The organism is Streptomyces sp. NPDC003691 (genome assembly GCF_053981115.1).
Map to the genome: position 1 here is coordinate 77,111 of NZ_JBSFNQ010000004.1, position 15,099 is coordinate 92,209.

General features: G+C 72.7%; 7 protein-coding genes. All 7 read left to right on the forward strand.

The window, feature by feature from the left end:
- The first annotated feature begins 796 nt into the window (after positions 1–796).
- The 7 genes from ACWDR0_RS03435 (at position 797) to ACWDR0_RS03465 (ending at position 15,070) form a co-directional block, all read left to right on the forward strand.
- Positions 797–3,187, forward strand: a complete 2,391-nt coding sequence (locus tag ACWDR0_RS03435; protein WP_456349920.1) for a sodium-translocating pyrophosphatase — start codon at positions 797–799, stop codon at positions 3,185–3,187.
- A 375-nt stretch (positions 3,188–3,562) separates the two neighbouring features.
- Positions 3,563–4,150 (forward strand): small secreted protein, encoded by a 588-nt coding sequence (locus ACWDR0_RS03440; protein WP_456349921.1) that lies wholly within the window; start codon positions 3,563–3,565, stop codon positions 4,148–4,150.
- 227 nt (positions 4,151–4,377) lie between these two features.
- Complete coding sequence (locus ACWDR0_RS03445; RefSeq protein WP_456349922.1) at positions 4,378–5,901, forward strand: DUF7059 domain-containing protein; 1,524 nt, start codon at positions 4,378–4,380, stop codon at positions 5,899–5,901.
- Between the two features lie 600 nt (positions 5,902–6,501).
- Positions 6,502–6,699, forward strand: a complete 198-nt coding sequence (locus ACWDR0_RS03450; protein WP_456349923.1) for a hypothetical protein — start codon at positions 6,502–6,504, stop codon at positions 6,697–6,699.
- A gap of 382 nt (positions 6,700–7,081) precedes the next feature.
- Positions 7,082–9,931, forward strand: coding sequence for a type I DNA topoisomerase (topA, locus tag ACWDR0_RS03455; protein WP_456349924.1), 2,850 nt, complete (start codon positions 7,082–7,084; stop codon positions 9,929–9,931).
- Between the two features lie 315 nt (positions 9,932–10,246).
- Complete coding sequence (gene tmk, locus ACWDR0_RS03460) at positions 10,247–13,588, forward strand: dTMP kinase (RefSeq protein WP_456349925.1); 3,342 nt, start codon at positions 10,247–10,249, stop codon at positions 13,586–13,588.
- Positions 13,589–13,864: 276 nt separating this feature from the next.
- Positions 13,865–15,070: a DNA polymerase III subunit delta' gene (locus ACWDR0_RS03465; protein WP_456349926.1), complete on the forward strand. Its 1,206-nt coding sequence runs from the start codon at positions 13,865–13,867 to the stop codon at positions 15,068–15,070.
- The last annotated feature ends 29 nt before the right edge of the window (positions 15,071–15,099 follow it).

A 15,099-nucleotide genomic window follows, 5' to 3' on the forward strand; every position in this document is an offset into this window, starting at 1 on the left:
CCCGCGCCGCGCCCGTTCCGGCCCCGTCCCGCACTTTCCGCTGGGCTTTCCGCCGTGCCTTTCCGTGCCCGGCGTTTCCGGTTTGCCCGGTGATGCCCGTGCGGTGTCTGTACGGCGCCCGTGCGGTGTCTGCCCGCGTGGTGCCCGGGTCCCGTTCGGCCGTGGTGTCCGTGCGGCATCCGAAGTCCGTGATTCGTCCACCGTGGTTTCCGTATGCCCCGGGCCGGCAGTCCGACGGCCCGCCTGCCGTGTGCGCACCGGTGCCGTGAAGCCGCGGCCAGGCGGCGGGGACGGGCGGCGCGGCCGGTCCGGGCGGTCCGTGCTCCGGCGCCGGTGGGCCGTTCTTTGAGCCCTTCGGCGCCGGGTGCTCCCGGCTGCCGTGACGGCCCGGCCCGGGGTTCCGGGCGCCGCGGCCCGGCCGTCCGGAACCCCGCCCGTCTCCCGCGTCCCACGCCGTCCGGCCCCGCCCGGCCGGCCCGGCTCTCTTCAACGACCCTGCTGAGCAGGGCCTTTCCCGGCGCTCCCGATCGTTTCCCCGGCCCTCCGCCGATCATTTCCCCGGAATTTCCCGGACGATCCACCGGGGCGGCGATCAAGGGTCAATGCCCTCGCCCCATTACTTCTTTCGGGTGTATTTACGGAACTCGATCATTTGCCAAGGGGTACAAGGGTCACTTTGCATTTGTCGTGCTCTGTTTTGATCAGGTTCCGCTCCCTACAATCCGTCCACATCTTGAGCTCTGAACGACGTCAAGGAGGACGAATGGCGGGGCTCTTCCATCAGACAGATCAGGAAATGATCAATCAGTCCATCTCTCTGTCGGCCGCGGTGCTCACCGATGACAACCGGGTGATCGTGGCTGTCGTCGCCGCGGTCGCCGTGGCCGCGCTCGTCGTCGCCCAGCTGCTGGTCCGCCAGGTGCTGGCGGCCGACGAGGGCACCGATTCCATGAAGAAGATCGCGGCCGCCGTACAGGAGGGCGCGAACGCCTATCTCGCCCGGCAGCTGCGCACCCTCGGCATCTTCGCCGTCGTGGTGTTCTTCCTGCTGATGTTCCTTCCGGCGGACGACTGGTCCCAGCGCGCCGGGCGTTCGCTGTTCTTCCTGGTGGGTGCGATTTTCTCGGCAGCCACCGGATACATCGGCATGCGGCTCGCGGTACGGGCGAATGTCCGGGTGGCGGCCGCGGCCCGAGAGGCGAGTCCGGCTCCGGGGGAACCGCAAAAGGATCTGACGGACGTCTCCCACAAGGCCATGAAGATCGCCTTCCGTACGGGCGGCGTGGTCGGAATGTTCACCGTTGGTCTCGGTCTGCTCGGCGCTTCCACCGTCGTTCTCGTCTATGCCGCCGACGCCCCCAAGGTGCTGGAGGGCTTCGGCCTCGGGGCCGCGCTGATCGCCATGTTCATGCGAGTCGGCGGCGGTATCTTCACCAAGGCCGCGGATGTCGGCGCCGATCTCGTCGGCAAGGTCGAGCAGGGCATTCCGGAGGACGACCCCCGCAACGCCGCCACCATCGCCGACAACGTGGGCGACAACGTCGGCGACTGCGCGGGCATGGCCGCCGATCTCTTCGAGTCGTACGCGGTGACCCTGGTCGCCGCCCTGATCCTCGGCCAGGCGGCCTTCGGTGACGCCGGGCTCGCCTTTCCGCTGATCATTCCGGCGATCGGCGTGCTCACCGCGATGATCGGAATCTTCGCGGTCGCTCCGCGGCGCTCCGACCGCAGCGGGATGACCGCGATCAACCGCGGTTTCTTCATTTCGGCCGTGATCTCCCTCGTCCTGGTCGCCGTCGCCGTACTGCTCTATCTGCCCTCTTCGTACGCCGATCTGGACGGGGTGCTCGACCCGCCCGTCCAGGAGCACGGCGGCGATCCCCGGATCCTCGCCCTGGTCGCCGTCGCGATCGGTATCGTGCTGGCCGCCCTGATCCAGCAGCTGACCGGCTACTTCACCGAAACCAGCCGCCGCCCGGTCAAGGACATCGGGAAGTCGTCGCGGACCGGTCCCGCGACGGTCATCCTCGCCGGGGTCTCCGTCGGCCTCGAATCCGCCGTCTACACCGCGCTGCTGATCGGTCTCAGTGTCTACGGGGCGTTCCTGCTCGGCGGTACTTCCATCACCCTCGCGCTCTTCGCGGTGGCGCTCGCGGGCACCGGACTCCTCACCACCGTCGGTGTCATCGTCGCCATGGACACCTTCGGCCCGGTCTCCGACAACGCCCAGGGCATCGCCGAGATGTCGGGCGATGTCGAGGGCCCGGGCGCGCAGGTGCTCACCGACCTCGACGCGGTCGGCAACACCACCAAGGCCATCACCAAGGGCATCGCCATCGCCACGGCCGTACTGGCGGCTGCGGCGCTCTTCGGCTCGTATCGCGCCGAGATCACCACGGCCGCCCTGGACGTCGGCGAGGACCTCGCCGTCAATCCTCCGATGAACCTGGTGATGGACATCTCCCAGCCCAACAACCTGGTCGGGCTGATCCTGGGTGCCGCGGTGGTCTTCCTCTTCTCCGGACTGGCCGTCAACGCGGTGGCCAGGTCGGCCGGAGCGGTGGTCTACGAGGTGCGGCGGCAGTTCCGCGAGCACCCCGGGATCATGGACTACACCGAGAAGCCGGAGTACGGGCGGGTCGTCGACATCTGCACCAAGGACGCCCTGCGCGAACTCGCCACACCCGGTCTGCTGGCCGTGCTGACCCCGATCGCGGTGGGCTTCTCCCTCGGTGTGGGGGCGCTCGGCGCGTTCCTGGCGGGCGCGATCGGCACCGGCACCCTGATGGCGGTCTTCCTCGCCAACTCCGGCGGCGCCTGGGACAACGCGAAGAAGCTGGTGGAGGACGGCCACTACGGCGGGAAGGGCAGTGAGGCGCATGCCGCGACCGTGATCGGCGACACCGTCGGCGACCCGTTCAAGGACACCGCCGGCCCCGCGATCAACCCGCTGCTGAAGGTGATGAACCTGGTGGCGCTGCTGATCGCCCCCGCCGTCATCCAGTTCAGCTACGGGGAGGACGCCAGCGCTCCGGTACGGGCGCTGATCGCCGGCCTCGCGATCCTGATCATCGTCGGGGCGGTGTACGTGTCGAAGCGCCGCGGAAGTGTCGTGGGCGACGACGAACCGGGCCCCACGGGGGCGGAGCGGAACGCTTCGTCTCCGGATCCCGCGGCGGTTTCCTGACCGGATCGACTTTCCGGGTCCGGCCCCCGCACCACGAGTAAACGTACGTCCGGTACTTCCAGTACATCTGGTTCCAGTACGTCCCACGTCTCGTACGTCGCACGGCAGTAACGTCAGTTCACCAGTGCTCGGAGTTCAGGATGCGGGCGGCCGGTGCGCCCCTCGGCGTACCGGCCGCTTTCCGTTGTCCGCCTTTTTCCGTTGTCCGCCTTCCGCCCCTCCGCCCGCGGCTCGGGACCGGGGTGAGGCTTCTCTCCCCGGCACCCTTGGTGCAAATGGCTTCAATGGCCCATGAACCGGTCAGTCGGCCGATGTCCGGCGTCGGCCCGGCGTGTATGTTCCGGGGCGCAAGGAGCCTTGGAAGGGACCGATCCGGTGAACAAGAAGCTTGCGGCCGCTCTCTCCGGCGGCGCGGTACTGGTACTGGCGCTGTCCGGGTGCAGCAGTGATGAGAAGAGCAACCCGGTCGACGACTGGGCGAGGAAGTACTGCGACCAGGTCAAGACCCAGTTCAAGATCAAAGCGGAGGCCGATCAGCTGATCGCCGTGACCGCGATCGACGGCAAGCCGGCCGACCTCCAGGCGGCCGACTCGAAGGCCTTCCAGGACCTCGCGAACGTCAACAAGGCGCTGGCCGCCGCCTTCCGTACGGTGGGCACGACCCCCGTCGAGGACGACGAGCAGCTCGTCCGCGCGGCGGCGGCGGAGCGCGAGGCCAGCGCCGCGTTCTATCTCGACCTGAAGAAGCAGGTCGACGCCCTCGACGCCGCCGACCAACAGAAGTTCGCGGACGGTCTGATGGTCGTCTCGGAGGGCTTCGCCAAGGCCGAGGCCAACGAGAAGGCGTGGAACAAGCTCCGGGCGAGCGAGACCGGCAAGGCCATGGGCAAGTTCCAGGGCTGCCAGGCGGTCAAGGCGAAGCCGCCGGCCGCGGCGGGCCCGTCGCCCTCGGCCTCCTCCTGACGGACCTGACGGACCGGACCTGGCAGACCTGACGGACCGGACCTGACGGACCGCGACCCCCGGGCGCCCCGACGGACCGGACGGACCTGACGGACCGGACCTGATGGCCCGGACGCGCTGACGGACCGGACGCCCGGGCAGCGGTAGGGCCCCGGTCCGCCGGGTGCCGCGCATCCGGCGCCGGTGTCCCTGCCGCGGGCCGCCCCCACGGCGGGGACAATGGGCGGGTGAGTACGACCGCTGTCACCCCGCCCATCCCCGCCCCCGGCCACGCGCCCCGGCTCCGCGACGCGCTCATCGCCGCCGACTTCACCGCCGACGGCCTGCTCGAACGGCTCGGGGCCACCGCCTACGCCGCCCTCGCCCGCAGCGAGACGGTCCCCGCGCTGCGGGCGACCCGCGGCGACGGCCCCCTCGACGCGCTGGTCAGGCTGTTCCTGCTCCAGCGTGCCACCGCGTACGACCGGCTCCGGGACGTCCTCCCGCTCGACGAATGCCTGGCCGACGGCTGGCTCGTCCGGGACGGCGACACCGTCCGGGCGACCGTGGACGTGCGGCCCTACGGCGGCCCCGACGGCGAGGACTGGTTCATCGTCTCCGACCTCGGCTGCGCGGTCGGCGGGGCGGCGGGCGCGGGCGGACAGGGCGAGGCCGTGGTCCTCGGCGTCGGCGGGGCCTCCACCACCCTCGCCGGAATCACCGTACGGACGCCCGTCGCCGCCGCCCTCGACCTGGGCACCGGCTCCGGTATCCAGGCGCTGCACGCCACCCGGCACGCCACCCGGGTCACCGCCACCGACCTCAACCCGCGGGCGCTCGCCTTCACCCGGCTCACCCTCGCGCTCTCCGGCGCGCCCGGGGCCGAGCTGCTGGAGGGGTCGCTCTTCGAGCCCGTCCCGGACTCGGAGCCGTACGACCTGATCGTCTCCAACCCGCCGTTCGTGATCTCGCCCGGGGCCCGGCTGACGTACCGCGACGGCGGGATGGGCGGCGACGACCTGTGCCGCACGCTCGTCCGGCAGGCGGGGGAGCGGCTGGCCGACGGCGGATACGCCCAGTTCCTGGCCAACTGGCAGCACGTCGAGGGCGAGGAGTGGCAGGACCGGGTCCGCGCCTGGGTGCCGCAGGGCTGCGACGCGTGGATCGTGCAGCGCGAGGTGCAGGACGTGACGCAGTACGCGGAGCTGTGGCTGCGCGACAGCGGCGACCACCGCGGGGACCCCGAGCGGTACGCCGCGCGGTACGAGGAGTGGCTGGACGAGTTCGCGGCCCGGCGCACCAAAGCGGTCGGCTTCGGCTGGATCACCCTGCGGAAGTCGGGCGCCGACCGGCCGTCGGTCGTCGTGGAGGAGTGGCCCCATCCGGTGGAGCAGCCGCTGGGCGAGACGGTCGTCGCGCACTTCGCCCGGCAGGACTATCTCCGTACGCACGACGACGCGGCGCTGCTGGCCGACCACTTCGCCCTCGCTCCGGAGGTCGTGCAGGAGCAGGTGGGGCCGCCGGGCGCCGAGGACCCCGAGCATGTGGTGCTCCGGCAGAACCGCGGTATGCGCCGGGCGACCAGGGTCGACACGGTCGGCGCGGGCTTCGCCGGGGCCTGCGACGGGACGCTGAGCGCCGGCCGGATCCTCGATGCCATCGCCCAGCTGCTCGGTGAGGACCCCGTACTGCTGCGGGACCGCACCCCGGCGGCGCTGCGGGTACTGGTGGGGGAGGGATTCCTGGAGCCGGTGGGAGTACGCGGGGTCTGAGGCTCCGACCGGCTTACGGGGGCTACGGGGGCGGCCTCGCCCGGCCCGGCACCGAGTCGCCCCCTCGGAACGCCGGCTCCGCCCGCGCCCTGCACCGCCCGGGCCCTGCACCGGCGCTGCCCGCCCGCCGGGCCCGTACCCACCCGCTCGCCGGGCCCGTACCCGCCCGGCGGCCGATCCGCCCGTCCCCTTCCTCCCGGCCCGGCCCGAGGCTGCCCCCCTCGCCCCCGCCGGAGCCGGTCCGGGGCGGGGGGAATCGGCCAATGTTCGTTCTGTGTGACGAGCCGGTTCCCCTCGGTCACCGGACCTCACCGGGCCCCACCGGACGCCTTCGGTCCGGGCCCGGCTCCGCCGCAGGCCAGGGCGCCGGAGCCGCCCGGACCACCCCGCGCCCCGCCCGCAGCGGGCCCGTAAAAGGTCCGGTAAAGCTTCGCCGGCCGTCCCGACGGGCCGGGTCCGGCCCGCCGCGGGCCGCCGCCACGCGGGTGAACCCCCGCGCCGTTCACCCGGAATTCGCAACTCCGCCGCCCGGAGCTGTCAGCCTCGGGAGTCCGGTGCCGGGGCGGCACCCGAAAGGCCACAGAAGGGCGGGAAACGGGCATGGAGAGCGGTCCGGCGATTTTCGCGGCGGCGGCGTTCGGCCTGTTCGGAGCGGCACTTCTGGTGTGGACCGGGGTGCGCACGGCCCACCGTTCGCCCGTCGCCGCGGGAGTGAGTCCCGCCACGGCCGCCGCCCTCACGACCCTCACCGGCGTGGTCTGCCTCGCCCTCGGGGTGTGGTGTCTGACCCGGGTGTGAACCCCCGGGGGAACCCGGCCGGCGGCCGGGTGTGAGCATGTCCCCATCAGGGATCCGGCCCTCTGCCGCGGGCCCGGGCCGCGGGGCGGCCCGGAGGGCCGCCGGAGGGTTCCGGCCCACCGGCGTACCGGTCCGGGCGGCAGGATCGGCCGGTCTCGGGTTACCGTTCGAGTGGCCGTTGCGGGCTTTTGCCGTTTGACACGGGGGCGGGTTGTACCGTCACACTCCGCAGCGACGGCACCGGCGGGCCCGCCGGGCCGTGCCGTGCCGGGCAGCGCGGCCCCTCACGGGGCCCGTCCAACCGAACAGCGACGCACCACGCACACCGACCACCACACCGTATCCGCCGCACACCGAGTGCCGACCGGAGAGAAGAGCCACGTTGTCCCCGACCAGCGAGACCGCACAGGGCGGCCGCCGACTCGTGATCGTCGAGTCGCCTGCCAAGGCGAAGACGATCAAGGGCTACCTCGGCCCCGGCTATGTCGTCGAGGCAAGCGTCGGGCACATCCGCGACCTCCCCAACGGCGCCGCCGAGGTGCCGGAGAAGTACACGGGCGAGGTCCGCCGCCTCGGTGTCGACGTCGAGCACGACTTCCAGCCGGTCTATGTCGTCAACGCCGATAAGAAGGCACAGGTCAGGAAGCTCAAGGAGCAGCTGGCCCAGAGCGACGAGCTCTATCTCGCCACCGATGAGGACCGCGAGGGCGAGGCCATCGCCTGGCACCTCCTCGAAGTGCTCAAGCCCAAGGTCCCGGTCCACCGGATGGTCTTCCACGAGATCACCAAGGACGCGATCCGCGAGGCCGTCGCCAATCCGCGCGAGCTGAACCAGCGGATGGTCGACGCCCAGGAGACCCGCCGTATCCTCGACCGGCTCTACGGCTACGAGGTCTCCCCGGTGCTCTGGAAGAAGGTCATGCCGAAGCTGTCGGCGGGCCGGGTCCAGTCCGTGGCGACCCGGCTGGTCGTCGAGCGGGAGCGGGAGCGCAGGGCGTTCCGCTCCGCCGAGTACTGGGATCTGACCGGAACCTTCGCCACCGGCCGCGCCGGTGACCTTTCCGACCCCTCCTCCCTGACCGCCCGGCTGGCCGCGGTCGACGGCCGCCGGGTCGCCCAGGGCCGCGACTTCGGCCCGGACGGACAGCTCAAGGGCGCCTCCGCGGGCTCCGCCGGGCAGGTGCTGCACCTCGACGAGGCCGCCGCCCGCGGGCTCGCCGCCGCGCTGGAGAACGCCGCGTTCTCGGTGCGTTCGGTGGAGTCGAAGCCGTACCGCCGTTCCCCGTACGCCCCCTTCCGTACGACCACGCTCCAGCAGGAAGCCTCCCGGAAGCTCGGCTTCGGGGCGAAGGCCACCATGCAGGTCGCCCAGAAGCTGTACGAGAACGGCTTCATCACCTATATGCGTACGGACTCCACGACGCTCTCCGACACGGCGGTCGCGGCAGCCCGGGCGCAGGTCACCCAGTTGTACGGCGCCGACTATCTGCCCGACCGGCCGCGGACGTACGCGGGCAAGGTGAAGAACGCCCAGGAGGCGCACGAGGCGATTCGTCCTTCGGGTGATCGTTTCCGCACTCCCGCCGAGACCGGTCTCACCGGCGACCAGTTCCGGCTCTACGAGCTGATCTGGAAGCGGACCGTCGCCTCCCAGATGAAGGACGCCACCGGTAACTCGGTCACCGTCCGGATCGCGGGCACCGCCTCCGACGGCCGGGACGCCGAGTTCACCGCCTCCGGCAAGACGATCACCTTCCACGGCTTTATGAAGGCGTACGTCGAGGGCGCCGACGACCCGAACGCCGAGCTGGACGACCGCGAGCGGCGGCTGCCGCAGGTCGGCGAGGGCGACGCGCTGCGCGCCGAGGAGATCACCGCCGACGGCCACGCCACCAAGCCGCCCGCCCGCTACACCGAGGCGTCGCTGGTCAAGGAGCTGGAAGAGCGCGAGATCGGCCGCCCGTCGACATACGCGTCCATCATCGGGACCATCCTCGACCGCGGATACGTCTTCAAGAAGGGCACGGCCCTGGTGCCGTCCTTCCTCTCCTTCGCGGTCGTCAATCTGCTGGAGAAGCACTTCGGCCGGCTCGTCGACTACGACTTCACCGCCAAGATGGAGGACGACCTCGACTGCATCGCGCGCGGCGAGGCCCAGGCGGTGCCGTGGCTGAAGCGTTTCTACTTCGGCGAGGGCGCGGGCCACGAGGGCTCCGCCGCCGAGGCCGGCAACGGCGACGGCGACCACCTCGGCGGACTGAAGGCCCTGGTCACCGACCTGGGTGCGATCGACGCCCGGGAGATCTCCAGCTTCCCCGTCGGCGAGGGCATCGTGCTCCGCGTCGGCCGCTACGGCCCGTACATCGAGCGCGGTGAGAAGGACACGGAGGGCCACCAGCGCGCCGATGTGCCCGAGGACCTGGCGCCCGACGAGCTGACCGTGGAGTACGCGGAGGAGCTGCTGGCCAAGCCGAGCGGCGACTTCGCGCTGGGCAAGGACCCCGTCTCGGGCAACGAGATCGTCGCCAAGGACGGCCGCTACGGCCCGTACGTCACCGAGATCCTTCCCGAGGGCACCCCGAAGACCGGCAAGAACGCGGTCAAGCCGCGGACCGCCTCGCTCTTCAAGTCGATGTCCCTCGACACGGTCACGCTCGACGAGGCGCTGAAGCTGATGTCGCTGCCGCGGGTCGTCGGCGCGGACGCCGAGGGTGTGGAGATCACCGCGCAGAACGGCCGGTACGGCCCGTATCTGAAGAAGGGCACCGACTCCCGTTCGCTGGAGAACGAGGACCAGCTCTTCAGCATCACGCTGGAGCAGGCGCTGGCGATCTACGCCCAGCCCAAGCAGCGCGGCCGGGCCGCGGCCAAGCCGCCGCTGAAGGAGCTGGGTACGGACCCGGTGAGCGAGCGCCCCGTGGTGGTCAAGGACGGCCGGTTCGGCCCGTACGTCACCGACGGCGAGACCAACGCGACCCTGCGGACCGCCGACAGCGTCGAGACGATCACGCCGGAGCGCGGTTACGAGCTGCTGGCGGAGAAGCGGGCGAAGGGGCCCGCGAAGAAGACGGCGAAGAAGGCCGTCAAGAAGGCTCCGGCCAAGAAGACCGCCGCGAAGAAGACCACGGCGGCGAAGACCGCGGCGGCCAAGAAGGCCCCGGCGAAGAAGACGGCGGCCAAGAAGACCACCGCGGCCACCGCGGCCGCCGCGAAGAAGACCGCGGACGAGTAGGCGCCGCAGGAAGCAGTCGCAGGAAGCAGTCGCAGGAACAGGTGCCGGTTTCCGAGTGCGCCCCGTACCCGCCGGGTATGGGGCGCACTCGTATCCGGGCGCCCGGTCCGGGGGCGTGCGCGGCACGGGCCGGGCGCGCCGGTGGGCGCGTGCACGGCGCGGGAGGTGCGGGAGGCGCACCCCGTGAGCGGCTCCGTACACCCCGTAATGCCTGGTAACACCCTCGTATCAAAGGGGTACGGCCCTCGCTGCAGGGTACGGTCGCGCGTTCGTACGGGCCTCCGGCGGCGGGGGCGCTCCGGATAGGCTGGGCGGATGACGCGAGCCGAGCAGCCAGACGAGCCGAAGGCGGTCGTGAGCGCCGTCTCAGAGACTGCCTCAGACTCCGGCGCAGCCACCTCCACCGCCACCCCCGCACCCGGTCCGGGCCCCGACGAGGCCCTCGCCGCGGACTCCCGCGAGCGCGCCCTGCGCTCCCTGCTGAGAGTCCCCACCCTGCGGCGGCTGTGGAACGCACAGGTCGCCGGGGGTGTCGCGGACGTGGTCGGGCTGCTCGTCCTCGTTCTGCTCACCCTTCAGGCCGCCGTCTCGGACGCCACCTTCGGCGACGGCTACCGCGGTGCCGCGTTCGCCGTGGCCGCCGTGCTCGGGGTCCGCGTCGTCACCACGATCCTCTTCGGCGCCGTGCTGCTGGGCCCGCTGACCTCGCTGACCGCGCCGTCGGGCCCGCTCGACCGCCGCTGGACGATGATCGGGGCGGACGGGGTACGGCTCGCGCTGCTGATCGTCGCCCCGCTGTGGATCGACTGGACACCGGCCAACGCCACCCTGCTCCTGCTGGTGACCGTGTTCGTCACCGGTGCCGCGGAACGGCTGTGGACCGTCGCGCGCGACGGCGCGGCGCCCGCGCTGCTGCCCGCGCCCCCGCCGGAGGGCGCCGCCGTGCGCCCGCTGCCCGACCACCTCGACGCGCTCCGGCGGCTCTGGCTGCGGACCTCATTCCTGGTGATCCCGGTGGCCGCCGTGGTGCTGCTGGCCGCGGTGCTGGTGGCCGAGCTGCTGGGCACGGGAATCGAGTGGTTCGAGCTGCACCAGGCCGCCCTGGCCTCGTATCTGGCCGCCGGGCTCTTCGCCGCCTCGGCATCGCTGCTCTGGGCGGTCACCCTGCCCGGCGGCGCCGGCCCGCGCCCCCGCTCCCCGCTGGAGGGCCTGCGCAGGCCCGGCGCGGCGGACGGCGCCGACGGCGCGCGGACCGCGGACCGGGGTCGTACCAGCTCGGTGACGCTGTTCCTGCTGGGCTGCGCCGCGGTCGCCGCCGCGATCGCGGCCGCCGTCTCCGTCTCCGTACTGCACGCCTACGACCTCGGCGGCGGGCCCGCCGCGTACGCCCTGCTCGTACTGGCCCTGACCGGCGGTACGGGGCTCGGCATCCGCGCCGCCGGGTCCGTGCTGCCCGCGCTCTCGCGCCGCCGCCTCCTTGCGCTCGCCCTCGCGGTGACCGGGGTCGCGCTGCTGGCCACGGGTTTCGTGCCGGACACGGCGACCGTCCTGTTCATCTCCACCGCCGCCGGTTTCTCGGCCGGTGTCGCCGCGGCCACCGGCCATGCGCTGATCGACCAGGAGACCGAGGAGCCCCGGCGGGCCCGGACGACGGACCATCTCCAGGCCGTGGTCCGGGTCGCGATCGCGCTCGGCGCGCTGGTTGCGCCGCTGCTGGCGGCGGCGATCGGGCCGCACCGCCTCGCGAGCGGCGACTTCGTCTTCGCGCACGGCGGGGCCGCGTTCACGCTGATGCTGGTGGGCGCGCTGCTGCTGCCGGTCGCCGCGGTCGTCCTGGCGAAGACCGACGACCGGGCCGGGGTACCGCTGCGGCGGGATCTCGGCGAGGCACTGCGGGGCGGTTCCGACCCGCGGCAGGCCACCGCCGCGAACGGCTTCTTCATCGCCATCGAGGGCGGCGACGGCGCCGGCAAGTCCACCCAGGTCGAGGCCCTCGCCTCGTGGATCCGGGCCAAGGGCCACGAGGTCGTCGTCACCCGCGAACCGGGGGCCACCCCGGTCGGCAAGCGGCTCCGCTCCATCCTGCTGGACGTCTCGTCGGCCGGGCTGACCAGCCGTGCCGAGGCGCTGCTGTACGCGGCCGACCGGGCCGAGCACATCGGTTCGGTGGTCCGCCCGGCGCTGGAACGCGGCGCCGTGGTGATCTCCGACCGCTATATCGACTCGTCCGTCGCCTACCAGGGCGCCGGGCGGGACCTCTCGCCTACGGAGATCGCGCGGATCTCGCGCTGGGCGACGGACGGGCTGGTTCCGCATCTGACCGTGCTGCTGGACGTCTCCCCGGAGACCGCGCGGGAACGGTTCACCGAGGCACCGGACCGGCTGGAGTCGGAGCCGCTGGAGTTCCACCAGCGGGTGCGGGCCGGGTTCCTGACGCTGGCCGCCGCCGACCCCGGACGGTACGTCGTCGTGGACGCCGGCCAGGAGCCGGAGGCCGTCACCACCGTCGTACGGCACCGGCTCGACCGGATGCTCCCGCTGTCCGCGGCCGAGGTCGCGGCGCTGGAGGAGGCCCGCCGCAAGGCCGAGGAAGAGGCCCGGCGCAAGGCCGAGGAGGAAGCCGCCCGCAAGGCGGAGGAGGAGCGCCTGGAGCGGGAGCGCCAGGAGCAGCTCGCCAAGCTGAGGGCCGAGGAGGAGGCCCGGCGCAAGGCCGAGGAGGAGGCCGCGCGGCAGGCCGAGGCCGAACGGCAGGCGGAGGAGGCCCGGCGGCGCGCCGAGGAGGCCCGCCGGCTCGCGGAGGAGGAGCGCCGCAAGCGGGAGGCCGAGGAGAAGGCCCGCCAGGAGGAGCAGGAGCGGCTGCGCAGGCTCGCCGAGGAGCAGGCCAGGCTGCGGGCCGAGGCCGAGGAACGGCGGCTGGAGAAGCAGCGCAAGGCGGAAGAGGCGCTGCTGAAGGCCGAGGAGGCGCGCCGGAAGGCGGAGGAGGCCAGGCTGGCGGCCGAGGCGGAGGCCGCGCGACTGGCGGCGGAGGCCGAGGAGGCGCGGCGCAGGGCCGAGACGACGGTGACGACGGAGCTGCCGGCTCCGCCGGTGCCGGAGGCCTCGGCCGGGGACTCCGCTGACTCCGTGGAGTCCGCGAACGAGGTGACCGTGCCGACGCCGATCGTCCGCCCGGACGACGAGACGCACGAGATCCCGCAGGTCCCGCAGGTCGCGCCGGAGCGGGGGGCGCGGGACGCGGACGAGACCGCGGTGCTGCCGCCGGTCCGGGACGTCGACGAGACCGCGGTGCTGCCTCCCGTACGCGATGCGGACGAGACGGCCGTGCTCCCTCCCGTAAGGGATGAGTCCGTGCGGAACGAGCCTGTACGGGACAAGCCCGTACGGGGCGAGTCGCCGGCCGACCGCGTACCGCAGGGCATTTTCCGCGACGAGGACGGTGGGACGGGCGGAGCCGACGGCGGTGCCGGGCCCAACGACCGTACGCGGGAGCTGCCGCAGATCGACCCGGAGACGGGCGCCCCGCGCCGCCGGTCCGACTGGGCGGAGGAGACCCCGCTGGACGAGGTGCCGACGCTCGCGGACGAGCTGTTCGGGCCGCACGACGACAACCGGGACGGCCGGGGCGGCGGCAAGGGCGGACCGCGCCGCGGCAGGTGAGCCCGGGGGTACGGCCCCGGTGCCGCGCTCGGCGGCCCGCCCGGGCACCGACCGGACCGGACCTGCCACTGACTGGGCACCGACCGGACCGCGCAGTACCGGTCCGGTCCGGTACCCGGTCCGGTACCCGTCCGGCCTGCGGGTTCACGCGTTGTCGTACCCACCCCTCACAATGGGGAACACGCGGCACGGTTCCGGACCACCCCCCGGGACCGGTGTCGCGGGCAGGGCCCCGGCGCGTCGGGGACCGGGGATCGGAGAAGGAGGGGTGACGGCATGACGGTCTGGGACGACCTGGTCGGTCAGGAACAGGTCGGCGAGCAGCTCGAAGCCGCCGCGCGGGACGCCGATGCGCTGGTGACGGCGGCAGCGGCGGGGACGGCTCCGCCCGAGGCGTCCAAGATGACGCACGCCTGGCTGTTCACCGGACCGCCCGGGTCCGGTCTGGCGACCGCGGCGCGGGCGTTCGCGGCGGCACTGCACTGCGTCAGCCCGGACCGCGCGCTCGGCGGCACACCGGGCTGCGGCTTCTGCGACGGCTGCCACACCAGCCTGATCGGTACGCACGCCGATGTGGAGGTCGTCCGCACGGACATGCTCTCCATCGGCGTCAAGGACACCCGCGAGCTGGTCCGCCGCGCTCAGCTCTCGCCCGCCGGCGGCCGCTGGCAGGTGATCGTCCTGGAGGACGCCGACCGGCTCACCGAAGGCGCGTGCAATGTGCTGCTGAAGGCCGTCGAGGAGCCCGCGCCGCGGACGGTGTGGCTGCTCTGCGCGCCCTCGCAGGACGATGTGCTGCCGACGATCCGCTCGCGCTGCCGGCATCTGACACTGCGGACACCGCCGGTCGCAGCGGTCGCCGATGTGCTCGTACGGCGGGACGGGATCGAGCCGGAGGCCGCCGCGGCCGCCGCCCGGGCCACCCAGGGGCATATCGCCCGGGCCCGGAAGCTGGCCACCGACGAGGGAGCGCGCGCCCGGCGCGCGACAGTGCTGAAGCTGCCGCTGCGCGTCGGTGACGTCGGCGGGGCGCTGAAGGCGGCCCAGGAGCTGATCGACGCCGCGGCCGAGGACGCCAAGCAGGTCGCCGACGAGGTCGAGGCCAAGGAGACCGAGGAGCTGAAGACCGCGCTCGGCGGGGCCCAGGGCGGCCGGATGCCCCGCGGGACGGCCTCGGCGATGAAAGAGCTGGAGGACCGGCAGAAGAAGCGCCGTACCCGTACCCAGCGGGACAGTCTGGACCTCGCGCTCAGCGATCTGACCGGCTTCTACCGGGATGTTTTGGCCCTTCAGCTCGGCAGCCGGACCGCGCTGGCCAATACGGACGTCCAGGACGCGCTGGAGCGGATCGCCCGTGAGTCGACTCCGGAGCGAACGCTGCGCCGGATGGAGGCGGTCCTGGCCTGCCGGGAGGCGCTGGGGGCGAATGTGGCACCGCTGCTGGCGGTGGAGGCGATGACGATGGCCCTGCGCGCGGGCTGAGCGCGGCGCTCCGGGGCATTCACCCGTAC